The organism is Acinetobacter brisouii CIP 110357 (assembly GCF_000488275.1).
GTDB classification, from domain to species: domain Bacteria; phylum Pseudomonadota; class Gammaproteobacteria; order Pseudomonadales; family Moraxellaceae; genus Acinetobacter; species Acinetobacter brisouii.
Genome location: NZ_KI530762.1, coordinates 1099672 through 1126464, shown reverse-complemented (window position 1 = coordinate 1126464; position 26793 = coordinate 1099672). Strand labels below are relative to the sequence as shown.

Sequence of the window (26793 nt, the reverse complement as noted above, 5' to 3'; positions counted from 1 at the left end):
GGATTGATTTAAGCCATGCCACATTTTGATTCTTCAATTTTTGATTTAGCTCCCATTCCTATGTGGCTTGAAGATTTTAGTGAGGTCAAACAGCAATTTGATGAGTGGCGTGCACAAGGTGTTGAAGATATTGTGAGTTTTCTACAAGAAGACTTACAGCGAGTGGTCGAGTCAACACAAAAAATTAAAGTAATCAAAGTCAATCAAAAAACGCTTGAAGTTTTTGAAGCAGAGAATCAAGAGCATTTGTGCGCTAATCTGGCATTAATTTTTAAAGCAGATATGCTCGACACACATGTTTATGAACTGGCAGCGCTATGGAATGGTGAAACCGAATTTTCCAGCACAGGCGTCAACTATACCCTTTCGGGTAAACGTCTGGATGTTCAACTGCGTGCATCGGTTTTACCAGGCTTTGAACATGATTTGTCACGTGTACTATTTACCACTGAAGATATTACTGCTTACCAAGATGCACAGCGTCTTGAAGCCAAAAACCGTATTTTGGCAGAGTCGATGTTTACTTACTCGCCTGCTTCTTTGTGGGTTGAAGATTTCAGTCGGATTAAACGACGCATTGACCAGATACGTCAGCTGGGTATCGAAGACTTTCGGACGTTTCTGGATGTTCATCCCGATTTTATTCAGCAATGTACTGAAGACATTATTTTGCTCGATGTCAACCAAGCTACCCTGACGCTGTTTAAAGCGCCCGACAAGCCAACATTGTTTAAAAACCTGCACAAAGTGTTTACGCAGGAAATGCAAAATACGTTTCGTGAACAACTCATCGAGCTATGGAAAGGCAATATTCATCACCAACGTGAAGCAGTCAACTATGCCCTTGATGGCACAATTCGTAATGTACTACTGCAATTTACCGTATTTCCAGGGTATGAACACGACTGGGGACTGGTACAAGTTGCACTGACAGATATTACTGCACGTAAAAAAGCCGAAAATTATCTGGAATATTTGGGCAAACATGATGTGCTGACCAAGCTGTATAACCGTTCATTTTATACAGAAGAAATTAACCGCTTAGAGCGTAGTTTTGCCCGTCCTGTGTCTTGTATTTATCTAGATATGAATGGCTTAAAACAGATTAATGATGAATTGGGACATGATGTCGGAGATGGTTTATTACGGCGCGTTGGTGCTGTCTTGAATCAGGTTATTTTAAATACGCCCTATACAGCCTCACGTATTGGTGGTGATGAGTTTGTCATTTTAATGCCATCTGCAGATGAAGTCGCAACATTATCCACATTACAAACCATTCATGAACTGTTTAATATCGACAATCAGTATTATTCTAGTCAGCCGATTAGCATTTCTATCGGACATGCAACCACTGCGCCCAACGAAAGCATAGAAGCATTGCTCAGACGAGCAGATCAAGACATGTATATAAGAAAGAAAAGTTTTTATTCCAATCAAAATGCAAATGCTTAAAACCTCACCAAGCCAGTTTTCTTCCGAACTGGCTTTTTTCTTGAGGATATCGGGAAAATCTGACCGCGTCTCACAGCTTGGGATAAACTATGAGTATTACATCCATCATCATAAAAAAGGAAAGAACATGAGCACCCAGCTACAAGTGGTTGAGCGTTGTCGAGTATTTTTGGCTGAACAGCAAATTGCCATGGGCGATGCCATCAATATTCGTCACTATACCGATTGGAGTAATTACAAACGCATTCAACCCTATGCTGTGCTCTTTCCTAAAAATACCGAACAAGTCTCACAAATTCTTTCAATCTGTAATGAACTCAAACAGGCTGTTGTGCCTCAAGGCGGCATGACAGGCGTTGCAGGTGCAGGTATCGCCAATGCAGATGAAATTGTGATTGCATTGGATAAAATGCATAAAATCGAAGAAATTGACCAATACGCTTCAACCATGACTGTACAGGCGGGTGTGACGCTTGAAGAAGTACAAAATGCCGCACGTCAAGCAGGTTTGTTTTTCCCTGTCGATGTGGGTGGGCGCGGATCTTGCCAGATTGGTGGAAATATTGCCACCAATGCTGGCGGATTATCGGTGATTCGTTATGGCATGATGCGTGAACATGTCCTGGGCATAGAAGTGGTGCTTGCCGATGGGCGTGTGCTGAATTTGATGAATAAAATGATCAAGAACAATGCTGGCTATGACCTTAAGCAGAATTTTATCGGTTCCGAAGGCACACTTGGCATTGTGACTCGAGCAGTTTTGAAACTCTCGGCACCACCCAGTGAACTCAGTACCTGTTTATGTGCTTTCCCCGATTTTTTGTCAGCAGTACATCTGTTGCGTCGTTTGCAAAAAAACCTGACCACACCAAATGCTTTTGAAGTCATGTGGGATGAATACTATCAGCTCAGCTTGTCATGGATGCAAAACAGCAGCAATCCACTAACCCAGTCCTATCCTGTCTATGCGATATTTGATGTTGAAGCCCCTGCTGAAAGTTTGGAAAATCTGCTGGCTGACATGTTTGAAACAGGCGAAATTTTAGATGCCGTGATTGCACAAAATCAGGCGCAAGCGCAGCAACTCTGGTTGATTCGTGAAACTGTGCCTGCTGAAATTTCTAGTACGGGACGACCATTATGCTTCGATGTCAGCTTACCGATTGGCGAACTAGGCGAATTTAAAGAAGTCTGTCAGGCACGCTTAGATCAGCACTTTCCAGATTTGGTCAGCCTGTTCTTTGGGCATATCGGCGACAGCAATATGCATATTATTTTAGATTTAAAACATCTACCAGAAGATCAGCTTGAGTCAGTGATGACAGGAATTGATGAAGTGGTCTATGGTGTGGTACGCGAATTTAAAGGCTGTATTTCCGCAGAACACGGCATTGGACTACTTAAACGGGACTATTTGCATTATTCAGTCGATGAAAATACCCTGAACATGATGCGACAACTCAAACAACTGTTTGACCCAAACAAGATTTTAAATCCAAATAAAATTTTTAAATAAAAAGCAAAAAAGCACGTCAGATGACGTGCTTTTTTAGATATGTCGAGGGTAAATTAGCGTTTACCCATAGAACGACGTGTGCCACGTGGAGGAGCCCAAGTCCGATCAGCATAACGCTTTGGTTTTGGACGAACATGGTTATGTGTCGTGCTATCTTCTTGATCCTGCTGCGTTGGCAGTGGAAAAGGCAACTGGACTTGCGGTTTATCTTGACTCATACAACAAACAAAACTCGAAATTTTGTCTATTTTAAGCTTTTTCGAGTACCTTGACGAGTGTGAATGATCAAATAGATCTCTGTAAGTTGCATAATTTAAAATTCCTATGAATTTTTCTCATTTTGAACGATTTGTATCTAACATGTTGGGTTTTTTACGTTAAGATAGGATGCTTTTATTTTTAATCCCACTAAAGAAGGAATATCGCAGTGGACGTACGTCTGTCAGATCGTGTAAACGCTATCAAACCGTCTCCTACGCTTGCCGTAACAAATAAAGCTGCTGAACTTAAAGCTGCTGGTAAGAATGTAATTGGTTTGGGTGCAGGTGAACCTGATTTCGATACCCCGCAACACATCAAAGATGCAGCTATTCAAGCGATTAACAATGGCTTTACAAAATACACTGCTGTTGATGGTACGCCAAGCTTAAAAAAAGCAATTATTGCTAAGCTGAAACGCGACAATAACCTTGACTACCAAGCAAACCAGATCTTGGTTTCTTGTGGTGGTAAACAATCATTCTTTAACTTGGCGCTTGCTTTGTTAAACAAAGGTGATGAAGTGATTATTCCTGCACCGTTCTGGGTAAGCTATCCAGACATGGTGATTATCGCTGAAGGTACACCTGTGATTGTGAAATGTGGTGAAGAACAACGTTTCAAAATTACCCCTGAACAATTAGAAGCTGCGATCACTGAAAATACTCGTTTAGTGGTATTGAACAGCCCTTCTAACCCAACAGGCATGATCTATACCAAAGCTGAGCTAGAAGCTTTGGCTGAAGTATTACGTCGCCACCCACAAGTATTGGTTGCATCTGACGACATGTACGAACCAATCCGTTGGGACGATGAATTCTATAACATCGCAACTGTTGCACCAGACCTTTACGATCGCGTTATTGTATTGAACGGTGTATCTAAAGCATATGCGATGACTGGCTGGCGTATTGGCTATGCAGCGGGTCCTGCAAAACTGATCGGTGCGATGAAAAAAATCCAGTCTCAATCAACTTCAAACCCGACTTCAATTTCACAAGTTGCTGCTGAAGCTGCATTGAATGGTCCTCAAGACGTCCTAAAACCAATGATCGAAGCGTTCAAACGCCGCCATGACTTGGTTGTAAGCGGTTTGAATGACATTAAAGGGATTTCTTGCCTACCTGCTGACGGCGCGTTCTATGCGTATGCAAATATCCGTCCGTTAATTCGTGCGAAAGGCTTAAAATCTTGCACAGAATTCTCTGCATGGTTACTTGAAGAAACTGGTGTTGCAGTTGTTCCTGGCGACGCATTTGGTTTAGGCGGTTACATGCGTATTTCTTACGCGACTGCTGACGAAGTCCTTGTTGATGCTCTTGCGCGTATCAAAAAAGCTGCTGAATCAATTGAAGGCGTAGATGCTGCGATTGCTTCAATCGAAGCTGAGAAAAAAGCGTAATTCATTACGCCGATACAAAAAACCCATCAGTTTCTGATGGGTTTTTTTATGATCTAAAGAAAAACGTAAAATAAAAAGAGCGATTTAAACCGCACTATGTTTTGGGCGTTCTAACGCAATAAAATTAAAATAATAAGGCAAGACACGATCTAAATAAATTTCACGGATTTGAGCATCATGCTGCGACCATGCCAGTGCTTTGGCATGTTTTCCAATGCCTTGTCCTTGTATTGCAAACACAAAAATATCATTAATTGAAGAATCTTGCTGCACAGGCTGCCAGTAATTACCTTCACTTCTTTGTAATTGCTGAGCTTGATGCTCTGTCCATTTGTCACCAAACCACAGTTGTAACAAATCACCCAAATAAACTTTTTGTTCACTCAAAATGGCAAAGTGAATACAGGCATCAGCAACGGGTTGATAATAACTTTGCGGATTTTTTAAAATGGAAAGGTAGTTTTCTTTGTAAAATTGAAAGTTTGCAAAGATATCTTGAATGCGAAGAGTTGGCATGTTGCGCCTCCGATTTAGCCATTTGTGTGCTGGCAAGTTGGGTTAAATCCACACTGTTTAAAATTTAAAAAACTTTAAACGACCTATTTATTTTTTTAATTTAGCAAAAAAATTCAAAAAAAAATAACTTTTTTAGATATCGCTTGAGCATTTGTTTAAATATACAACATCCAAAAAATTGCCCTAGATTTTTACTTGACCCTTATTAAAATCACATTATAATCGCCTGCAGATTCTCCAATAGCTCAGTCGGTAGAGCGACGGACTGTTAATCCGCAGGTCCCTGGTTCGAGCCCAGGTTGGAGAGCCAAAATGCAAAAAAGCCCGCAGCATTAAAGCGGGCTTTTTTATGTCTGTTATTCTGCTTCAAACGCCGTAATTGCTTCTTTGGCAATGTGAAAATACCCTACTACTATGTCGCCAAGTACACGCAGGTTATGCCAATCCCATGATTAGTATTGTTGCGGGGCAAAAGTCGTCATTCATAAATAACTTTAAGTGCAATGAAAATTGTAGAAACAAAAACGACAGCAAAGACCAGTGCTTGCTGTCGTTTAAGTCAGATTAGGGTTTAACATAATACTTCGACTTTATGGAACTGTTTCAACTGCAGTAAAGCAATAAATGGATTTTCAGATTGGCACAACTGATTCAAATGCTCATGAAACTGGTTCGATAAAGCAGCATTACACTGAATCACCCAGCCTTTCACTGAAGCCGTATCATTATGTTGCATATACAGCTCACAAGTACGCGGATCAGTCAGGCGAATATTTTTTATTTTAAACATACTCTGTTCAGTCATAGCGTGTTCTCCTTTGCGGGTTGTATAATTTAAAATGCAAGGGATATGCCAAAACAATAAGTCATTATTTTATATCATTTTTATATTAAAATATTTTAAATATTCCTTTCAGGAATTTTTATTGCATTAATATTGTGCAGTTTTTGCACAATACAAAGCCATTTCATATAAGCATCCTTGCTTTAGAAATGGTGATTGAAGTTTTTAAGCTTTTTGGCTCAGTTTGTATAAGAACATGCCAAGCAACATTGGAATAATAAAATACAATGCTTCCCAATGCCCCAGTCCAAGCAAGGTTAAACCTGGTGCAGGACAAATACCTGACAAACCCCAACCAATACCAAACAGGATTGAACCCATAATTAATCGTGAGTCAATGATCTTACTTGTTGGCAAATCAATCGGTTCATTAAAAATAGTCTTTGGATGCTCTTGACGCATTGCACGCTGAAATGGATAGAACGAGATCAACACTGCTCCGCCCATCACGAACATCAGGCGTGGACTCCATGCACCAAACACATCGAAGAATGCCTGTACCACTGCAGGGTTCGACATACCTGAGAGCATCAGCCCCAATGCAAATACGCCACCACAAATAAATGCAATCAGATTTTTCATGTTAGCCACCCAAAAGATAACGCGTAACCAATACAGTTAAAAACGCACATGCCATAAAGCAGCCCACTGCAACAAAAGATCGTGTCGACAAACGACTTAACCCACAAATCCCATGCCCACTGGTACAACCCGAACCTAGACGTGTTCCCACACCCACCAGCAATCCACTTAGCATCAATACCCAAGGCGATGCTTTAACCTCTACAGGCAAGTCTAAAAACTGATGATAAACAAATGGCATCACAATCAGCCCAAGTAAAAACCAAAATGCGGGCGTGCTGAACCAGCTTTTAGGTGTCAGCATCTGGGCAATCAACCCACTGACTCCAGCGATTTTCCCAACACTATACAAGTAACTAATGGTTGCTATTCCGAGCAGTACACCGCCACAGAATGCCAAAGCATATTCATGCATATTGTAAGACTCCTATAAGGCAAAAATAGCTTTAAGTGATTTAAACAGCATCAGTACAGCCACTAGTATGACCGTAATTGCAAAAATTCGCTGCACATAATGAATTGAAATACGTGTTGCAACTTGTCGACCCAACAATAACCCAGTCAAACAGGCAGCAGCAAATACTACCGTTACCGTAGTTGGGTAAACAAAGCCTTCTACAACATGTAACCCGATGCTTAAACCACCCACCAAAAAGATAATCATCAGGGATGTTGCAACAATACTATGCAAATCTAGATTCGTGGTTTTCTTTAGTGCTGGCACAATCACAAAACCACCACCAACACCAAGCAACCCCGTCAGAAACCCTGCGATTATCCCGATTCCCCCTAAAATCAGGGCAGTTGGAATATCCCACTGCAACTTACCCGTATGAGGGTTGATTCGGCAAGGCGGATTATGAAAATCTTCATGCGGATGACTAAATAGCCGATATGCCACTACAAACATCACCAAAGCAAACAGTAAGCTCAACCACATTGGTGAAGTATGCTGACTCGTCCAGATTCCCAAATGTGATGCAGGAATACCCACGAGTGCAATCCACAATGCTGCACGATAGCGAACAATTTTCTTGAACAGGCCTTGCAACGTGCCAATAAATGTCGAGAAAGTTACAGCTAACAACCCCACTGGTGCAGCTTGCGCTACCGTCCACCCCTGAGATGCCATAAGTGCAGGCACAGCCAATATACCACCACCTGCCCCTGTTAACCCCAATAGACAACCAATGGCAAGGCCTTCAACAACCAGTATCCACATGACGATTTTCTCTCATAACGCCAAATTAAGCCGCATGGCGTTTTGGTTTGACGAGCCATTCATGCCCTTTAAGCATGCCTTTCCAGTAAATTTCTGGCAGCATACGCGCTTTTAAAAACCACGCCAGCTTGGTCGGTTTTTGCCCATCACATAACCAGCGCGGAAATGAAGGCAGCAATTTTCCACCATAGCCAAATTCTGCCAGTACGATTTTGCCGCGCTCAACTGTTAGTGGACAGGAACCATAACCATCGTAATGACAAAAATCACTACGCCCTTTGAGATAAGTTAAAACATTAACTGCCACAATCGGGGCTTGCTTTCGTGCAGCCGCAGCCGTTTTAGCATTGCTGGCACTGATCACATCACCTAAACCAAAAACATTCGCATAACGTGGATGTTGCAATGTTTCAGGGTTAACCTCAAACCAGCCAGCAGCATCGGCAAATGCACTATGACGAATAAAATCGGGTGCATGCTGAGGCGGAACAACATGCAACATGTCAAATTGAGTCGAAACCTGAGTCGTTTCTCCGTCTTTTTTCACTTCAAACCATGCAGTTTTACTCGCACCATCGACTTTGACCAATTTATGTTCAAAATGTAAATGTGCTTTATAGCGTTGCATATATTCCATCAAGGCAGGCACATATTCTTTAACACCGAACAGCACTGCACCTGCATTGTAAAAATTCACTTCAATATTATTCAGAACATTGTTTTTTAACCAATAATCTGAAGATAAATACAACGCTTTTTGCGGTGCGCCCGCACATTTGATTGGCATTGGTGGTTGAGTAAAAATCGCTTTACCCTGTTTTAACTGCTGTACCAGTTGCCATGTATACGGTGCTAAATCCTGACGGTAATTGGAAGTCACGCCATTTTTACCCAGAGTTTCACTCAAACCTTCAATCGCATTCCAGTTCAGTACCAATCCAGGACAAACAATCAGCGATTGATACTCAATCTGCTGACCATTTTGCAATATCAACTGATTTTTCTCAGGTTCAAACGCTGCAACTGCCTGCTTGACCCAATTGGCACCGACTGGAATCACATCAGACATTGCACGACCTGTCGATTCCACCTTAAAAATACCACCACCCACCATGGTCCAGCCTGGCTGATAGTAGTGCGTTTCAGCGGGATCAATAATCACCAAATTCAGATAAGGTGAACGTGCCAATAAACTTGATGCCACGGCAATCCCTGCCGAACCACCGCCGACGATCACAACGTCATGTTTAAGAACATGTGTAGTATTCGATTGTTGAAGTGGTTGCATAGTTTGTTCCTTATTTCTTACAGTCTGCATCTACATTTCCACAGGCTTTATTTGCAGGGAGTGCCACATCAATTTTTGCAGGATATGGCAAATCCAAATGTTTCATCAGTTCAATAAAATCTTCGCGAGTTTGCTTATGACCTAAGCGCGCATTGAATTCGCGTTCATGGCCAATGCTTGAGTGGGTGCGACCTTTATAATCATGCCCTGGATAAACCACGGTATCATCAGGCAAACTAAACAGTTGATTGTGAATGCTGTCGTATAAGGTTCCTGCATCACCTTCCTGGAAGTCAGTCCGTCCACATCCATCAATCAAGAGTGCATCACCTGTAAAGACCATGTTATCAACAACATAACTGGTACAAGCATTGGTATGCCCTGGTGTATAACGTGCTTCAACTTCAATTGAACCGATTCGTAATAAACAGCCATCAGTGACTAAAATATCACCACATGGTACACCTGAATTACGATGTAACACCGCTTTAGAACCTGCACGTTCCTTTAATAGCTTCGCTCCAGTCACATGATCGGCATGTACATGTGTATCTAAGCTATATACCAAGCTCAATCCGTGCTGTTCAAGCAAGTCCAAATACGTCTCAATTTCTGATGCGACAGGGTCAATCAGAATTGCTTGTTTGGTATCCTCGCAGGCCAATAAATAAGTATAAGTAGAGCTTTCAGGTTCGAATAATTGTTTGAAAAGCATGGTCATGTTCCATTTCATTGTGCTTATATTGAATATAGCAAAATTAATGCCAACTTTTAAATAAAAATAATAATATTATATTTCAATATCTTATTTAAAATAATATTTTAAACTAAAAATGTTGATGTTACATATGAAATTTATTAAGATTAATTGAAACATTATTTGAAACATCAAAACTTATGAATCGTTTGTTTTTTGACTCGTTAGCATCTGCTCAGGCTTTTTTACAGCAGTTACAAAGTTTATTTCATCACGCGACTGTCTTTGTTTTAGATGAAAAACAAGTCATCTGGCAAACTTCAAATGAACATGACTTGCATCAGCAAACACTATTGCAATATTTACACTTGCATCCAAGTGAAGATACCTCTCAGGAAATCTATATCGATCAGTTTAATAGTTTTTATATTAAGCATCCTGTTGAGATTGCAAGCCAAGTTTATAACCTGCATTTATTTCAGCCTTGCCCAAGTATTTGTACACCTGAAGCCACTACGCAGTTACAACCTTCTCAAGCAGAACTCCAGCTTGCCGAACGCTTTAACAGCCAAACCCCACAAATGTTTGCGATGTTTTCGATTATTCAACGCGTAGCTTCAACGCAGTTCCCAGTGTTAGTCCGTGGTGAATCTGGTAGTGGTAAAGAACTGGTCGCCCAAGCCATTCATGACTATAGCGAACGGCATAATCGCCCTTTCATCGCAGTTAACTGCGCCAGTTTAAATGCCAATATTTTAGAAAGTGAACTGTTTGGACATGTCAAAGGTGCTTTTACAGGAGCAATTCGTGACCACAAAGGCGTGTTTGAACGCGCTGCAGGTGGAACGCTGTTTTTAGATGAAGTGGCGGAAATTCCACTGGAGCTACAAGCCAAGTTACTACGTGTTCTCGAAACAGGTGAATATACACAGCTTGGTGGTGAAAAGACTTTAAAAAGTGATGTGCGAATTATTGCCGCAACCCATCGTGCCTTGCGTGAAGAAGCGCGTTTAGGACGTTTCCGTCAGGATTTGCTGTATCGGTTACGAGTCATTCCGATTTTTGTACCACCGCTACGGGAACGTAAAGCAGATATTCCTTTAATCATTAAAAAAATCTTGCAGGAAAACAGCCTTCCGCAAGACCAAGCTACACCGATGCTGACTCATCGTGCCATGCAAATCATGCTGCAATATGACTGGCCAGGAAATATCCGCGAACTGAAAAACACATTACTTTATGCTTTAGCGATGTCGCAAGGTCGAACTTATATTGATGTAAATGATTTGCCGTATGAAATTTCTAATGTTCAACATGGCGATACCCAAATCGCTGAACCGTTGTCGAATAAAAGCATTACAAAAGAATTACTGGCGCATTTGCTTGAGCAATATAACAAGGATTTACAAAAGGTTGCAGATGAGTTGAATATTAGCCGTACCACGCTGTGGCGCTATCGGAAGAAATGGGATATTTAAGTATGAATATAGCGTAATTTATGCTTTAATACGCGCAGTTTGAGATGAGCCTCATACAGTATATGACTTGATTCATATACGACTAGCCCCTAACCATGGGGCTTTTTATTGCCTGTCTTTTAAACTCTATGCTCTGAATAAAAATATCGGCATTTAATTTGGTTCGATATCATAAACCCAGTTTCGTGCTTGTTGGTCTGTCGTGGTTTCACAAACGTAGTAATCATGATCCCACGCATCTTGATGGAAAATTTCCATTTTTCGGTAAGTAACTTGTTTGCCATTTTCCACACAAACAAAGCTTTCACCTTGGTCTTTTACACTTGAACCGTTAAGAAAACCACCTATACAGAAAAATCTGGATTGTTTAGGCATTATTAAAAATTTCCAAAATTAAAAGCTCCGACATTTTGCATTATTTGTAAAACAAGAGATTGTATTATTTTTAACTTTTAAAAGAACCAAACTAAGAATTTTTTCTATTTTACGCAAGTTGACATCTAACATTTTAATTCTAAAAAATAAGGGCTGAATTAATCAGCCCTTATCTTCACTCAATTAAATCTATTTTTCAATAAATTAGGTCAACTGAGCAGCAGCAATTTTCTTAGTATCTACAGAACCCGCAGCATTTGTATAGTCTTCGATTTTGTCGAAGCTTAAATACTTGTAGATGTCAGCAGACATGCTGTCGATTTGAGCAGCATATTCTTGATATTCTGCTGGAGTTGGTAATTTACCAAGAACCGCAGCAACAGATGCAAGTTCAGCAGAAGCCAAGTAAACGTTCGCACCTTGACCCAAACGGTTCGGGAAGTTACGAGTTGATGTAGACACAACAGTTGTGTTTGGCGCTACACGTGCTTGGTTACCCATACAAAGTGAGCAACCTGGCATTTCTGTACGTGCACCAGCTTTACCATAAGTGTTATAGAAGCCTTCTTCCATCAATTGGTGCTCGTCCATACGTGTTGGTGGAGCCAACCATAAACGAGTAGACAATGAGCCGCTTGGTACTTTATCAAGTAATTTACCAGCAGCACGGAAGTGACCAATGTTAGTCATACAAGAACCGATGAATACTTCATCAATTTTTGCACCTTGAACGTCAGAAAGAAGTTTCGCATCATCTGGGTCGTTCGGGCAGCAAAGAACTGGTTCAGTAATTGTAGAAAGGTCGATTTCGTACACTTTAGTGTATTCAGCGTCAGCATCAGCTTTAAGAAGTGATGGGTTAGCCAACCATTTTTCCATGTTCTCAACACGGCGAGCAATTGTACGCGCATCACCATAGCCTTGTGAAATCATCCACTTAAGCATTGTGATGTTTGAGCGTAGGTATTCAGCAACTTTCTCTTCAGAAAGAGTGATTGCACAACCAGCAGCAGAACGTTCAGCAGAAGCATCTGAAAGTTCAAATGCTTGCTCAACGGTCAGTTGAGTTTCCATTTCTGTTAAGTCGATTTCCAAGATACGACCAGAGAAGATGTTTTTCTTACCTTTCTTCTCTACAGTTAAGTCGCCTTCTTGAATCGCACGGTAAGGAATCGCATGCACAAGGTCACGTAGAGTGATACCAGGTTGCATTTTACCTTTGAATTTCACAAGAACAGACTCTGGCATGTCAAGTGGCATAACACCAGTTGCAGCAGCAAACGCTACAAGACCAGAACCCGCTGGGAATGAAATACCAATTGGGAAACGAGTATGTGAGTCACCACCAGTACCTACGGTATCTGGAAGAAGCATACGGTTTAACCAAGAGTGAATAATACCGTCACCTGGGCGTAAAGAAACACCACCACGGTTCATGATGAAATCAGGAAGCGTGTGTTGCATTTGTACGTCAACTGGTTTTGGATATGCAGCAGTGTGACAGAAAGACTGCATCACAAGGTCAGCAGAGAAGCCCAAGCAAGCCAAGTCTTTTAACTCGTCACGAGTCATAGGACCAGTTGTATCTTGAGAACCTACAGTTGTCATTTTTGGTTCACAGTAAGTACCAGGAATTACACCTTGACCTTCTGGAAGACCACAAGCGCGACCAACCATTTTCTGAGCTAAAGTGAAACCTTTGCCAGTTGCAGCTGGTTGTACTGGAGTACGGAACAATGTAGATGGTGCAAGACCTAAAGCTTCACGTGCTTTAGCAGTCAAACCACGACCAACGATTAAGTTGATACGACCGCCTGCACGCACTTCGTCAAGAAGTACTGGAGTTTTAAGTTCAGATTCAGCGATTTGTTCGCCATTTTTGAACGCAGTTACTTTAGCAGCAGCGTGATCGATTTTAAGAGTAACTTCGTCACCCATGTTCATGTTAGAAACATCGATCTCTACTGGCAATGCACCTGCATCTTCCATTGTGTTAAAGAAGATCGGAGCAATCTTACCACCTAAGCAGTAACCACCGTCTTTTTTGTTTGGAATGTGCGCAATTTCGTCACCGAAGAACCAAAGTACAGAGTTAGTCGCAGACTTACGAGAAGAACCTGTACCAACAACATCACCAACGTAAGCAACTTGGTTGCCTTTCGCGATAAGTTCTTTAATTTGGCTTAATGGACCAACTTCACCTGGTTTTTCAGGGTTGATACCATCACGTTCGTTTTTAAGCATTGCATTTGCATGCAATGGAATGTCTGGACGGCTCCAAGCATCTTGTGCAGGTGACAAGTCATCAGTGTTGGTTTCGCCAGTCACTTTAAATACAGTGATTTTGATTTCTTCTGGAACATCTGGACGCGATGTGAACCATTCAGCATCAGCCCAAGATTGAAGAACTGCTTTCGCATTTTCGTTACCCGCTTTCGCTTTGTCAGCAACGTCATGGAATGCATCAAATACGAGAAGAGTTTTTTTCAATGCTTCAGCAGCTAAGCTTGCTAATTCAGCATCATCCAAAAGTTCAACTAAAGGAGCTACGTTGTAACCACCAAGCATAGTGCCTAGCAAGTAAACCGCACGTTCTTTAGAAACCAGTGGAGAAGTCGCTTCACCTTTTGCAACCGCTGCCAAGAAAGCAGCTTTAACATAAGCAGCTTGGTCTACACCTGCTGGAACGCGATTTTCAAGTAAGTCGACAAGGAATGCTTCTTCGCCTGCTGGTGGATTTTTTAATAATTCGACTAATGCAGCAGTTTGAGCGTCATCAAGTGGCTTCGGTGGGACTCCGAGTGCGGCACGTTCTTCAACGTGTTGGCGGTAAGCTTCTAGCACGGTGTTATTCCTCTTTTTTAAAAAATCACTTATGAGTTCCTGCTTTTCCAAAAGCTTCATAAGTAATATGGACAGCAAAATTCTACTAAACTTCCTGTTAAAAGTTAATGCAGGTAACCTATTAGTTTTTAATGGTCATTATTTCCTGACGAAATATATAGACAATTAATCACATAAATATAGATTTCCTACTTAACGCTTTATTTCTTTGGTAATCTCGATGATGTCATCCTTGATAAATCACCAAAGAAACATCAAGATATTGGCAGACTCTCTCTTTCATACCTATTCCACCTTAGTGGAAATAGATGACAAATTTACGAATTTTCCTGAATAAAATAAATAACTTAATGATAAAAATTATCATTAAGCTGCTTAGATTCACTATTCAATAGAAAAATGGTGGTCACTACCACCACTTTTCCTCAAACTTTTTGTGTTACTTATTTTGAGCAGTTTGCTTTAAACATTCCTGCTCACGTCCCTGAGTAAACGCATCTAGTGCTTTTTGGCGCTGGTCATTGTTCAGGTAAACAGGTACTTTGTATGCTTCCTTAATTAAAGACTCAAGATATTGTTGAGCATGCTGATCAGGGATTTTTTTCGCGTGTTCTAGCGCATCGGCTTCTTTCACACCCTGCTGACGATCAGTCATGATGTTGGCCGCAGCACTTGGAATGACTGAACAAAATTTTTGCCATGCTTCTTGAGGAGGCAATTGTTTAGGTTTACTGCAACCCATCAAGGCCATTGCTGACATCGCCAATAGCAAAATCTTCTTCATTCAATGCTCCAAAATTTAAAATTAAAACCGCCAGTTATAGAATACATCAATTGCTCGTTCTAAAGACTGACTGGCTTCCAAGTATAAGCGTTTATTCATTTGATAACGCAAAGTTAACTTATTAACGTTGGTAAATACACCGACCCCATAACGCAAATACAGATCTGGCGTTAGATACCCTGTAACACTCACTTGTGTGTCATTGCCTGTACCCTCAGCATCTAAAGCCAAACCACTTAAACCAAAAGTTCGTCCAATCTGGTTAGTAAATGCTCGTGTCCCACCTAGCCCCAAACTGATTCCTGCTGCAGCAAGCGTGTTGTTAACATCTGATTTAAAAGTCGTGGTCTGGTTTAAACTGGTGCTACCTTCATGGATTCGTCCTGAAAGTAAAGCATTCAATGCTTCTTGTTCAGACAAGCCACCATCATTATACACTTGAATATTTGGCGAAGATGCTGTTCCTGTAATACGCACCCCCACTGTTGTACCCGAAATATTCTTAGTGGTGTCAATATCTAATGTCGGGTTACCTACAGGACCATTGAAACGAACAATGGCACGGTTTAAATCGAGCGTTTGCCCATACGGTTCAATCTTGACTTTTTGGCTAACGCCGATTGCCCCATTGGCACTCATCGCGGTTTCCAGACCACGCTGGGTGAGGTATAAACGCCCGACCAATGGAATACGGCTATTAAAACCTTGGAAAATAACTTTATTTCCCAATTGTAAGTCAACATCTGCTTGAATCTTCCAAGGCTTGGACTGACGCAACACCTGTAGCGCATCTTGCCCAGCTTTAAGAACACGAACATCAGAAGAGACATTGACCACGTTGGCACTCGATTCTGGCATGTTCACCAAAGCACGTGGAATTTCGATATTACCTTTAACATTCAAGTTTTTCTGAAGCGGTAAAATATCAAAAGCCATATTGGTATTAATCACGGCTGTAACCAACGGCGCTTGACGAACCAACAAGTTATTACCTTGTAAATTCAACTGTACTCTTGGCTCGCCAATCCAATCTACTTGACCATCAATTTTTCCAACACCCTTGCCGCTATTAAATCCACCGTGAACCGTGGCATGGTTTTGTTGAATCGCCGAATAAAGCTGCAGATTGTGAATATTGACAGGAATAGAAACCAGACTAAGCGCACCATCTTTCAGGCGAAGGTTTCCTGCCAATAATGGCTTAGTCAAGGTTCCACTAACCTTTCCTGCAAATGCCAACGTACCACTAATCGAACGAATATCCTGTACAAATGGCTTTAAAAACTTCAGATCTACACGGTCAAATGCAATTTCACCCTGCATTGGCAATGCACTGTTATAAGGGTTAATCACAACATTGGCATAACCTGTACCAATATTTTCCGTTTTAACATCTAGGCGTAGCAATAAACCTTGTGTCACACTTTTAGCAATCAAACTCAGTTGTTGATAACTGGTTGTTGTCGCAGGATCATCAGGATCATCTGCCGTGACGCCAATTTGACCATTTTTTGTGATGAGTTTTGCATCAATATTTGGGTGTTTGCCTTGTGCCCAAGATGCTTTGGCATAGCCATTTAGCTGTCCTGTCATTGCCAAACCATCTGGCATAAACGCAGAGAAGTCATTTAAGTTCAAATCACTTGCGACAAACGAAATATTCCCTGCATTTGGACTCACCAAAATAGGCTGATCAAAACACAAATGACTTTGCTTGCTCGCCCAGCAATGCTGTCCAATATATAGCTGCCGAGTTGCGCTACGATACACAACATTTGCATTTTGCTGCTGGGTCAGCACTGCACGAACTGAGTCAAACACACCTCTTTGAATCTGCCCTGTCCAGTCATTATTTGGGTTAAAACCACCCGCCAATTGTACATAGAATTTAGAATAATTATTCCAGCCTTGCACTTGCAGTACATGCGCCTTTCGTGTTCCTGCAACAGTCACAGCACCATATTGAATCTGACGGTTGCCACGACGCAAATTGGTCATTTCTGCTTTAAGCATAGTTGGTGTGGTTTCTGATGTCGGCAACTCACCTCGTACCCTTAACTTTTGAATACTTAGCAAATCTTTAAAGGCAAAGTTGTCCACAGCAAGATTTGTCGTCGCTTTTAAATGTGGGCGAGTCTGCATATCCAAATAACCATACGCCCGACCACGCAAGCCCGAATAAATCGCATATAAGGCAGGAGCATTCACCTGAAGATGCAAGTTCTGAGCATTACCCGTTGCCTGCAGCTGATTACCAGCATAGGCTAAAAATAGATTGTTTGCTTCAAACTGCTGTGGCACCAATCCTTTTTGGTTGCTATTGATTACAACTGCCAAATTCCCCTTACCACGTACAACTTGACGGTTAATCATCCCCGCAAGATTCAACTGTTGAATGCTGATGCGCTTTAAAGCATCCGACCACAAACCTTCTGTTTTAACCACACCCGAAATTTCACCATTAAGGCTGCTAATAAAATATTGCGGTTTAAAATGCACCAGTGCAGCATTGATTTTCCATGCAATACCATTTTTCAGGCTGACCAGACCATCCGCCAAGATTTTACCTGCAGCACCATCATGACTCAAACGGGAAATTTTAATAAAATCAGATGTTCCAGACAGATTTAACTGTAAAATTCCTGCACTATTAGGCACACGACTGGACTGTAATGCTCCATTGTAACGAACTGCATAACCTTTTAAACCACCACCTGTTTTTTGGTCATTAAAAATGACTGCAACAGTTGAAGTTCCTGTCAAATGAACCGTATCATGGGCCTGATCTGCCAACTGCCCTTTTAAGTCAACACCTTTAAATTCAATAATTTGCTGGTTTTTATTTGCATAACCGCTGGCGTTTAACTGACCGTTTAATAAATTAACAGGCGCAGCAGCAATCATACTTTGCAGGTTAAAGTTCTTGGCAACCACACCCGCATTCCACTTGAACTGGCGTTTGGCAGTCGGGAGTTGCAACACCGCATGCCCAGTCAATCCACCTTCAGGCGTCACATATTTAAATTCAGGAATATTCAAGTCCTGATTTTTAAAATTCAGTTTCGCCTGATATTGTCCTGTAGGTAGCCACCCTTGTTCATGCTTGATGACTTGTGTTGCGACCTGAATATTTTCTTGACCTTTTTGCACCGTCACATCAACCTGACCTGATGGGCTATTCAACCCGCCAATATAAGGCATAGGACGATTGATATTTTGCCAAGCCAGATTGATCAGCATCGGTTGAACTTTTTTGTCTTTTACAGGAGCCTGATCAAGTTTTAACTTCCATGTTTCATATTTATCAAAACTGACCGATGCTGTGGTATGCAAACCTTTTCCCAGTGTTCCGGCAGATGTGAGGTTTCCATCCAGATTTGGTGGAAGGAAATCACGAATACTTGCAGGGACCAGTTTATCTTTTGGTTGCATACCTTGCATACGCCCTTGCGCTTCCCAACGTACAGCATGCTGCCAGTTAACCAACCCTGTTGCATGAAGATCGCCCTGCATCACCTGACCATTGAACTTGCTAATATTTAACTGATGCAAATAATCAGTAAACATTTCAACTTGGTAATTACCTTCGGGAAGATCTTTACCACGCAAGTCAGTCTTAACATGAATATTCATACCTGAGGCATTACCATCAACTTTGGCAACCCCAGTTTTTGACCACAGTTTTTCCCCTGTCAAAAGCGGCCAATTATAATTTTTTAAATTCAGCTGCCCCCACATCGGCACGTGTGCATGTAAAGGCTGAATAATCATACGTGCTGACAATAAATCTGGGGTGTGCGTTGCTGCACCCGCTGTAATGGTATCCAGCGTTCCACCTGCATGCACGGTAATATCATGAATATTTAAAGCACGTAGTGCTGGAATATTGAGCTTACCTATTGCTTGCAGCGGGTATTTCTGTTCAAACTTCATTTGTCCTGAAGCCTGTTTTACAGATAAATACCCCATATTAAAACTGGAATCTTTAAACTTCAGTTCAGTGCCAGACCACAATGCTTTATGTAGTTGAATATCATAAAAATTAACAACGGTCTTTCTGACCCGAATCTGTAAATGATCAAGTGTTGCTGCATCTAAACGCAAGGTAAATGGCAACTTGATCTGGTTGTATTTGAAAGGCTGATTGCTTGGTGGTCTTTGATCAATAATTTCTAAAGATTCAACTTCAGCATGACTAAAATGCAGCTCTTTTTCTACAATTGCCCGCCAGCCAATGATCACTTTGGCACGCTTAACTTTAATCTCAATTCCATTAACATTAATGTCCATTTTACGCAGGGTTAATCCTTTAAGGAAATTCCCCCCTTCGTATTCATACTTTATTATTTTTTGACTTTGTAAAACTCGATCCAGTAAAAACTGGCTACCGCGATCGGTAGAAAACATGACTGCAAGTGCTACAACCAGAAGCAATATAATTCCCAAAAAACTCAGGACAACAGTACGCAAAATATGACGTTTAGGTTGGGTAGCTAAATTTTCTGGTTGCTGTTGTTGTTCAGTCATGTGAGTTGAAAAGCCTTATTGTAATTGTGAACCAATAAAGAAATGTAAACGAATCGGATGATTTGGGTCAGAAAGCCCCGAAGCCACATCTAAGCGAATTGGGCCAATCGGTGACTGCCAACGAATTCCCAAGCCCATGCTATATGCAGTTGAATTTGAAAAACGCTTGTTATAGGCATTCCCTACATCAGAGAAAATCGCAGCACGCCAACCTTCTTTAAATTGATAGTTATATTCTAAAGATCCCACAGCCAGCGCTTGCCCGCCAATCTTGTAACCATTTTCAGTTGGAGAGAGGCTCTTGTAGTCAAAACCACGAACGCTTTGATCCCCACCAGCAAAGAAACGTAGGTTATATGGCACATTAGCAAAATCATCAGTAAAAATGTAGCCTAAATGCAAACCACCGACAAACTGGTGATCATAATTTTTCCCTATAGAATAAATAAAATTCCAGTCTGCATTCGCAATTGCCATATTGGCATCAGAAACAATCGATTTTGAACCTAACTGAATTTTATAGGTTTGCTTAAAACCTTTACTTGGATTGACAGGATTATTACTGTCCGTACGAGAAATTTGATAACCAAACAATAAAGCCTGCTGCTGCGGATTCGATCCAGGCTGCAAGAAAGCATCTGGGACATTAGCGCTGTTCACTTGCCCAATTTGATGAATCTGATCTAGACGGTAACGGAAACCGTAGATTTGCTGCCAGTTCCCAATTGGGTTTTTGATTAAATGTTCTGCACCCATCACGGCAGATTCTGTGGTCAAGCTCATGCCTGGCCCTACACCATTAAATTTCTCCCGCTCGTAGCCACCCACCAAACTAAAATAATCATTTAACGGGTCTTTATTGGGAATACTGTAACGGGTATCAATTGCCTGACGGATCTGTGACACTTCCATGTTCGCATCAAAAGAGTGTCCTGAACTATTTACAATCCCACGGCGATATTGAGCACGGACACGTGGACCTGTATCTGTTCCCCACCCAGCACCTAGCTCAGCACTATTTAATTTATCTGTATTTAAAGTCACAATCACAGGTACTTTTTTCTCTCTACGTGCCTGATCCTGCAACTGTTCTTTTTCAGATTTTTGCTGGACTTGCTGAGACTGGCTTTGCGAAACTTCATCTGATGGGTTTTGACCTGTACCCGCAAACTGATTTTCATCCACAACGTTTTGTGTCACTTCTTTATTGGAATATTTGGCACGTTTTGTTGTGTTATCTTGAGACTGCTGAACTGCCTCAACTTCTTGCAGCTTTTGTTCATCCACCAGCTTCTGAATATCAGGCGCTAACTCTAGCTGTTTCACAATCGGATTAGGTTTAATACTGTCAACCAGACTCCAGTTAAAATAACGAGAATTGGTCAAATTATTTGCAAGAGTATTGACACGCCAAAAGGTGTAATCATCTCCTTCTTTCCACGGCACCATACTTTGTAATACTTTGAGTTTGAGTGGCAATGGTTTCGATGGATCACTCATGCGAAACTCGACATTGGCGACCTTATAGCGCTCACCAGTTTCATAACGCAAATTAATGTCTGCTTTATTGTCTGGTAATTGCACCTTCACATCATGCAAACGCCAGTAAGCATCAAAAAAACCATTTTCACTGGCCGCATCATTAATACGGTTTTTGGTCTGCTCATATAAACCATGGTTGAAAATACTACCCACATCTAAATCAGGAATTAAACGAATGACCTGAAATTGCGGATTATTTTGCCCTGCACCAGAAAATTCAATATTCTGCGTTTCCACTTTTACAGGTTCATTTGGAGTCACCTGAACCGTTACATGATCAGTACCTGTTTTACTGAATTTAAACTTGGCATTGTAATATCCCACCGCCTGAGCAGCTTGGTTTGCCATCGCCCGAAGTTGGGGCAATGCTGAGTTGTAATCCGCATAAGCTTCTGTGGTAAAAGTTTCCAGTTTATTTTTTATATTATCCTGCAAAGCTTTAGGCGCACCATTTACAGTGACTGAAATTTTTGGAATAGTCACCGCATTTACATCTTTCTTTGGTTTTATTTTAGCGATCACTTTTTGCAAAAAACCCTTTGGTTTTTGCTGCGCCATATTTGCACTGGCAAGTTCAAACGCTCTATCATTTTCAGCATTTTTGTTGGCGGTTTCAGCAGCCACTGTCGTGTTTTGATCAGTCTGAATCTGATGCATTAGCGCATCAACATTGACTGGAGACTGCTGGAGTTCATTCACTTGCTGCGCAGTTTGCGCAATCGGCTGGCTTGAGATTACAGGAGTTGACGAAGTCGAACGAGAGGCTTGTGCTTCTTTCTTGGCTTGCTCTGCTTCACGTTCAATTTCATTTGCCATAGAAGCATCGATGCTACTTGTAGGCATTTTTTCTAAATCATCAAAACTGATAGGCTTAAAATCAGTCAAATTTTGATTTTGTTGCTGCTGTTGCAGCATCTGCATGCTGTCTTGTGTGGTATCGCTGGTTGTTGTGCTAAGATTACTGCTGTTTGTTACAGTATTTGTATTATTGATACCAGCTGTCGTTTCTTCAGCCCAAGCATAATGCTGGCAAAAACCATACAGTAAACTCACACACACAACTTTATGAATCTGATTTATTTTTAAAATTGTTTGTAAGTTTTCGACCAAGATTGTTTTTTGAAATCGTGTGCAAACATGCATAAAAACAACAACCAATGTGATTTTAAAAGATCAATTTTGACTTAAGCAGTTTTACGCTCAAGCTCTGCAGTATGATACATGATTTTATTTATGAGATACTCTTCACTAACAATTCTCCATTAAATTAGAGCGCAGAATGCATGGAAAAACCACAAAATTTGCTTGCCTCCCGTCGTTTTCTACCAATGTTTCTCACCCAGTTCTTTGGAGCATTGAATGACAATGTTTATAAGCAGTCGCTCTTACTGGTTATTACCTATGGTTTGATTCAACATAGCTCAGGCAATATCAGTACTTTAAATAATCTGGCTGCTTTACTGTTTATTTCTCCCTATTTTGTATTTTCAGCAACGGCTGGGCAAATTGCAGACAAATTTGAACGCGCTCAACTGGTTCGTGGGATTAAAGTCCTAGAAATCATGATTATGTCGATTGGCAGTGCTGGCTTTATGCTCGGTCAAATCTGGCTCTTGTTGCTGGCACTGTTTTTGATGGGAGTACATTCCACTTTTTTTGGCCCAATCAAATACGCCATTTTGCCTGAAATTCTGCATACCAATGAACTCATGTCAGGCAATGCCCTATTCCAAACGGGAACATCTCTTGCCATTTTATTTGGCATGATTTTGGGCGGTGCTGTTATTTCTATTTCGCATGACACACTAATTTGGGTATGCTTAACCGTATTAATTATTGCAATTTTGGGTTATATCTCCAGCCGCTTTATTTTGACCCAGCGCGTCAGTGCTTCCGAACTGAAAATTGACTGGAATTTTTTCCGCACCAGTTGGCAAACGATTCAATATGCCAAAGATATTAAAATCATATTTCTTATTTTAATGGGAAATTCCTGGTACTGGTTTTATGGTGCATCGTACCTGACTCAAATTCCTGAGCTGACCCACAAGTATCTATATGCCTCAGAAAATGTGGTGAGTTTATTGCTCACATTTTTTTCAGTGGGGATTGGCGTTGGCTCATTGCTGTGCCGTAAAATTGGAGGAGCAGAAGTCAATATTAAAATGGTGCCTGTAGGCGCGATTGGATTGACTATTTTTGCCTTTTATTTGGCATGGGCAATGTATCAATTGCCAGTACATCACACGCTTTTCAGTATTCAGGACATTTTTTCGCACGGTCTGATCTATTATCATGTCATGCTGGCGATTATTCTACTTGGGATCAGTGGTGGTTTTTATATTGTGCCGCTCTATGCCATGATGCAAGCCTATTCACCTGTATCACACCGCGCCCGTGTAGTCGCTGCCAACAATATTTTTAATGCGATTTTTATGGTCGCGTCAGCTATTTTTTCAATTTTAATTTTGAGTGTCTTCCAGCTCGATATGCAAATTTTATTCTGCATGACTGCCGTATTTAGTGCTATCTTTTGCACTGGATTACTATTGAAATTAAAACCATTATTAAATGGTATAAACAATGCTTTAGAGGATTAAGTTATGCGCCATTATTCAGGTATTGATCGTCTTATTCAGTCCTTTGATCAGGGTTTACGCAGTTTAGTCCCTGGAGCAACCGCTGCTCACCGCAACAACCCGGCAGAAACAAACCCAGCACCACTCTCAGTGAGTGAAGCACGTCATGTCGCAGGCTTGATGCGCGTCAATCATAGTGGCGAGGTCTGTGCACAAGCGCTGTATCATGGGCAAGCACTTACCGCAAAACTACCCAATGTACGTCGTGAAATGGAACAGGCAGCGATTGAAGAACAAGACCACTTGGCATGGTGTGAAGACCGCCTCAAAGAATTGGATAGTGTTCCGAGTATTTTAAATCCTGTATGGTATGGGCTGTCATTTGTGATGGGTGCAGCAGCAGGTGTTGCAGGTGACAAATACAGCCTTGGTTTTGTGGCTGAAACTGAACGTCAAGTTAGTTTGCATTTAACAGATCATCTCAATCAGTTACCACAGCAAGATGAGCGTTCACGTAAAATTTTAGAACAAATGAATGAAGATGAGTTGCATCACCGTGATACTGCATTACATGCAGGCGGCGTTGATTTGCCACTTCCTGTACGTATTACCATGACTGCGATTTCTAAACTCATGACCAAAACCAGTTATTATATTTAATATAAAAATCGTCGTTTATAGCCAATAAAAAGCCAAGTAACAACTTGGCTTTTTTAGTTTTAGGATGCAGCAATTGCACAGTCGATAGACTCCAGTGGCAACCTGATTTTCGGATAATTCACCGTTTCAGTATAGCTAAAATCGTCACTGGCGATCAGCTCGTACATTGGAATTTTTACATCAGGTGCAAATGGCATTTTTTTCTGATTCAGCTGTAATTCTGAAAGTTGCTTGCCCCATGCGATCAGATCAATATCCAATGAGATTTTATGTGAAGGTCGCACCCGCCCCGTATGCTGTTCCAAGTCTTTTAGCAGATCCTGCAAATCCTGACTCGATAAATGGGAGCGTAGTATACAGGCACAATTTAAGTAATCTTCTCCAACCCCATCTCGACATGGAATTTGGTAGACATGTGATAACTCAAGTGTCCCCAAACAAGCCAATTGTTGGATTGCCCAAGTTAAATGTTGCTTGGGCTGAAAATTACTCGCCAGTGCGAGAGCAAAAATCGTGTCGTTGGCGTTCAAGACGAATTCCTACTGAATTGGCTTGCGCGATAATCGCAGGCTTACGAATAGTGAGTGTGATCGTTTGAATACCTTCAAACTCATGAAACAGGCGCTGCATCACTAACTGCGCTGCATGTTCAATCAACTTGGGCTGAGCCTTCTGAATCACTTCAGCACTCAGTTCGCAAATTTGTGCATAGTTAATCGTGTCATTCAGTTCATCAGACTGAGCTGCTTGTGACAAATCATGGTGAATAATCAAATCCAGCATCAATGGCTGATGAATTTGTCTTTCCCAAGCAAAGCAACCGACCACGGTATCTACTTTTAGCCCTTCAATAATGATGGCATCCATACATCTTTTCCAGCATTAATGTTTTAGCAATGGCACATCAACATCCTGAACCATTTTCAGGCGCTGATCGGCATAAATATCGACATATGGCGCAAGTACACGCATAAACCGATCAAAATATAACATTTGCTTAAACAGTAAAGCAAAATCTCGCGGAAAGTGAATACCGTGGCGTTCACCAATTGCAACTATATCGAGCATAATGTCATTTAAGTCGGCAGGGTTACTTGAAAGGATTTTTTGTGGATCAGTCAAAATCACACCACTAAACAAACGCTCAATATCTTTGGCAAGTACGGTGGTATCAACCGACGTTTTGGTCATCCCCATTTTTAACATGCTTTCTGCCATAGCATCATAATTGGTATGCTGCAAAGCATCCATAAATGCCATACAAGCTGTCCAGACTTCTGGATTCAACTGACCAACGATTCCAAAATCAATAAAGCCCACGCGACCATCTTCGAGCAACATCAGGTTACCTGCATGTAAGTCAGCATGAAAACTCTTACACATCATAAGGCTACCGAACCATGTATTCATGGCGGTAATCAACACTTGTGATGGATCTTTGGCATAATGTTTGACCACATCAAAATCAGTCAATGGCACGCCATACAAACGCTGCATGGTCAGCACACGACGCGTTGAATACTGATGATAAACTTTAGGTGCTGTTGCTGCCCGATTCTGTGTGACATTTAAATACTCAACAAAATCATCAATATTTTGCGCTTCTTCAATAAAATCGACTTCTCGCACCATCCGCGTTTTAATTTCTTCAACAATATCGGCTAAAGACGCAAATTTGACTTTAGGAACCACTTTTTCCAAAACTTTTGTTGCCCAGTGCAAAACATTTAAATCTGTGTACAAAATAGTTTCGACACCTGGCTTCTGTACCTTAATGACCACATCTTCACCGCTGACCAGTTTAGCGGCATGGACTTGGGCAATCGATGCCGAAGCCAGCGGAATTTCTTCAATTGAAGCAAAAATATCATGCAGGTTTCGATCTGCAAATTCTTGTTGCAATACTTCTTCAATATAACTAAATGGAAGTTTTGGCGTCTGATCCAGACACCCCTGAAACTCTTCTACAAATTCACGTGGAAATAATGAAGGCGTACTGGCAATAAACTGTCCGAGTTTAATATAAGTCGAACCCAGCTCTTCAAAGGTTTCCCGCATCAGCTTGGCATTGCTTGGTTTTACGGTGGCATATTTATAGCCTGCTTTTGCCGCCACGACTGCGGTTTCCCCCATACGAGCGACCGAGCGTAAACTATCAACCAGAATATTTTTTTTCATAAGCAGTTCATGCCAATTCAAATCTATGGCTAGTGTAGCAAAAAAA

At 41.3% G+C, this 26793-nt stretch carries 21 protein-coding genes, 1 tRNA gene and 1 pseudogene; 7 read left to right on the top strand and 16 right to left on the bottom strand.

Annotated features, from left to right (window positions below; all coding sequences use genetic code 11):
- Positions 1 to 15 precede the first annotated feature (15 nt).
- Together P255_RS05255 and P255_RS05250 are read left to right on the top strand one after the other, a co-directional pair.
- Positions 16 to 1455 (top strand): sensor domain-containing diguanylate cyclase, encoded by a 1440-nt coding sequence (locus P255_RS05255; RefSeq protein WP_004901179.1) that lies wholly within the window; start codon positions 16 to 18, stop codon positions 1453 to 1455.
- Between the two features lie 127 nt (positions 1456 to 1582).
- Positions 1583 to 2971, top strand: a complete 1389-nt coding sequence (locus P255_RS05250) for an FAD-binding oxidoreductase (RefSeq protein WP_004901178.1) — start codon at positions 1583 to 1585, stop codon at positions 2969 to 2971.
- Positions 2972 to 3024: 53 nt separating this feature from the next.
- Here P255_RS05250 and P255_RS15455 read toward each other — a convergent pair whose 3' ends face one another.
- The gene (locus P255_RS15455; protein WP_004901174.1) at positions 3025 to 3189 is read right to left on the bottom strand and encodes a hypothetical protein; all 165 of its coding nucleotides are present in this window, start codon (positions 3187 to 3189) and stop codon (positions 3025 to 3027) included.
- A 209-nt stretch (positions 3190 to 3398) separates the two neighbouring features.
- Between P255_RS15455 and P255_RS05245 the strand changes: the two genes are divergently transcribed.
- Entirely contained in the window at positions 3399 to 4631 is a 1233-nt protein-coding gene (locus tag P255_RS05245) for a pyridoxal phosphate-dependent aminotransferase (protein WP_004901171.1), read from the top strand.
- Between the two features lie 84 nt (positions 4632 to 4715).
- Here P255_RS05245 and P255_RS05240 read toward each other — a convergent pair whose 3' ends face one another.
- Positions 4716 to 5147: a hypothetical protein gene (locus P255_RS05240; RefSeq protein WP_004901167.1), complete on the bottom strand. Its 432-nt coding sequence runs from the start codon at positions 5145 to 5147 to the stop codon at positions 4716 to 4718.
- Positions 5148 to 5381: 234 nt separating this feature from the next.
- Here P255_RS05240 and P255_RS05235 point away from each other — a divergent pair.
- Positions 5382 to 5457 (top strand) — tRNA-Asn (locus tag P255_RS05235).
- A 261-nt stretch (positions 5458 to 5718) separates the two neighbouring features.
- Here P255_RS05235 and P255_RS05230 read toward each other — a convergent pair.
- The 6 genes and pseudogenes from P255_RS05230 to P255_RS05205 all read right to left on the bottom strand — a co-directional run bounded on the left by P255_RS05230 (position 5719) and on the right by P255_RS05205 (position 9798).
- Entirely contained in the window at positions 5719 to 5952 is a 234-nt protein-coding gene (locus tag P255_RS05230; RefSeq protein ID WP_004901165.1) for a hypothetical protein, read from the bottom strand.
- A 204-nt stretch (positions 5953 to 6156) separates the two neighbouring features.
- Positions 6157 to 6573: a DUF6691 family protein gene (locus P255_RS05225; protein WP_004901163.1), complete on the bottom strand. Its 417-nt coding sequence runs from the start codon at positions 6571 to 6573 to the stop codon at positions 6157 to 6159.
- A 1-nt stretch (position 6574) separates the two neighbouring features.
- Complete coding sequence (locus tag P255_RS05220) at positions 6575 to 6988, bottom strand: YeeE/YedE family protein (protein ID WP_004901161.1); 414 nt, start codon at positions 6986 to 6988, stop codon at positions 6575 to 6577.
- Positions 6989 to 7000: 12 nt separating this feature from the next.
- Positions 7001 to 7795 (bottom strand): sulfite exporter TauE/SafE family protein, encoded by a 795-nt coding sequence (locus P255_RS05215; protein WP_004901159.1) that lies wholly within the window; start codon positions 7793 to 7795, stop codon positions 7001 to 7003.
- Positions 7796 to 7820: 25 nt separating this feature from the next.
- Positions 7821 to 9041 (bottom strand): annotated as a pseudogene (locus P255_RS05210) (FAD-dependent oxidoreductase); the annotation flags it as partial.
- Positions 9042 to 9093: 52 nt separating this feature from the next.
- A complete protein-coding gene (locus P255_RS05205; protein WP_004901156.1) occupies positions 9094 to 9798 on the bottom strand; it encodes an MBL fold metallo-hydrolase in 705 nt (234 codons plus the stop codon).
- Between the two features lie 182 nt (positions 9799 to 9980).
- Here P255_RS05205 and P255_RS05200 point away from each other — a divergent pair, with 182 nt between their 5' ends.
- Positions 9981 to 11258, top strand: a complete 1278-nt coding sequence (locus tag P255_RS05200) for a sigma-54 interaction domain-containing protein (protein ID WP_004901154.1) — start codon at positions 9981 to 9983, stop codon at positions 11256 to 11258.
- A gap of 153 nt (positions 11259 to 11411) precedes the next feature.
- On the opposite strand, the gene P255_RS05195 is transcribed toward P255_RS05200, so the two are convergent.
- From P255_RS05195 to P255_RS05175, 5 genes are all read right to left on the bottom strand, one after another.
- A complete protein-coding gene (locus P255_RS05195; protein WP_004901152.1) occupies positions 11412 to 11633 on the bottom strand; it encodes a hypothetical protein in 222 nt (73 codons plus the stop codon).
- Between the two features lie 204 nt (positions 11634 to 11837).
- Positions 11838 to 14477 (bottom strand): bifunctional aconitate hydratase 2/2-methylisocitrate dehydratase, encoded by a 2640-nt coding sequence (locus P255_RS05190; RefSeq protein WP_004901150.1) that lies wholly within the window; start codon positions 14475 to 14477, stop codon positions 11838 to 11840.
- Positions 14478 to 14916: 439 nt separating this feature from the next.
- Positions 14917 to 15261 carry a hypothetical protein gene (locus P255_RS05185; RefSeq protein WP_004901149.1) on the bottom strand — a complete coding sequence of 115 codons (345 nt, stop codon included), beginning with the start codon at positions 15259 to 15261 and terminating at the stop codon, positions 14917 to 14919.
- A 21-nt stretch (positions 15262 to 15282) separates the two neighbouring features.
- Positions 15283 to 19788, bottom strand: coding sequence for a translocation/assembly module TamB domain-containing protein (locus tag P255_RS05180; RefSeq protein ID WP_004901148.1), 4506 nt, complete (start codon positions 19786 to 19788; stop codon positions 15283 to 15285).
- A gap of 15 nt (positions 19789 to 19803) precedes the next feature.
- On the bottom strand, positions 19804 to 22473 hold the full coding sequence (locus P255_RS05175; RefSeq protein ID WP_004901146.1) for an autotransporter assembly complex protein TamA: 2670 nt from the start codon (positions 22471 to 22473) through the stop codon (positions 19804 to 19806).
- A gap of 140 nt (positions 22474 to 22613) precedes the next feature.
- On the opposite strand from P255_RS05175, the gene P255_RS05170 reads away from it, so the two are divergent.
- Positions 22614 to 23930: an MFS transporter gene (locus P255_RS05170; RefSeq protein ID WP_004901145.1), complete on the top strand. Its 1317-nt coding sequence runs from the start codon at positions 22614 to 22616 to the stop codon at positions 23928 to 23930.
- 3 nt (positions 23931 to 23933) lie between these two features.
- Positions 23934 to 24569: a 2-polyprenyl-3-methyl-6-methoxy-1,4-benzoquinone monooxygenase gene (gene coq7 / locus P255_RS05165; RefSeq protein ID WP_004901143.1), complete on the top strand. Its 636-nt coding sequence runs from the start codon at positions 23934 to 23936 to the stop codon at positions 24567 to 24569.
- A gap of 59 nt (positions 24570 to 24628) precedes the next feature.
- Here the strand turns inward: coq7 and P255_RS05160 are convergent, their stop codons facing one another.
- From P255_RS05160 to P255_RS05150, 3 genes are read right to left on the bottom strand one after another with little or no spacing between them, the layout of a single operon-like run.
- A complete protein-coding gene (locus P255_RS05160; RefSeq protein WP_004901141.1) occupies positions 24629 to 25099 on the bottom strand; it encodes a 2-amino-4-hydroxy-6-hydroxymethyldihydropteridine diphosphokinase in 471 nt (156 codons plus the stop codon).
- A complete protein-coding gene (gene folB, locus P255_RS05155; protein WP_004901139.1) occupies positions 25056 to 25436 on the bottom strand; it encodes a dihydroneopterin aldolase in 381 nt (126 codons plus the stop codon). The genes P255_RS05160 and folB overlap by 44 nt, the downstream gene beginning before the upstream one ends.
- Before the next feature lie 15 nt (positions 25437 to 25451).
- Complete coding sequence (locus P255_RS05150; protein ID WP_004901136.1) at positions 25452 to 26747, bottom strand: ABC1 kinase family protein; 1296 nt, start codon at positions 26745 to 26747, stop codon at positions 25452 to 25454.
- Positions 26748 to 26793: the final 46 nt, after the last annotated feature.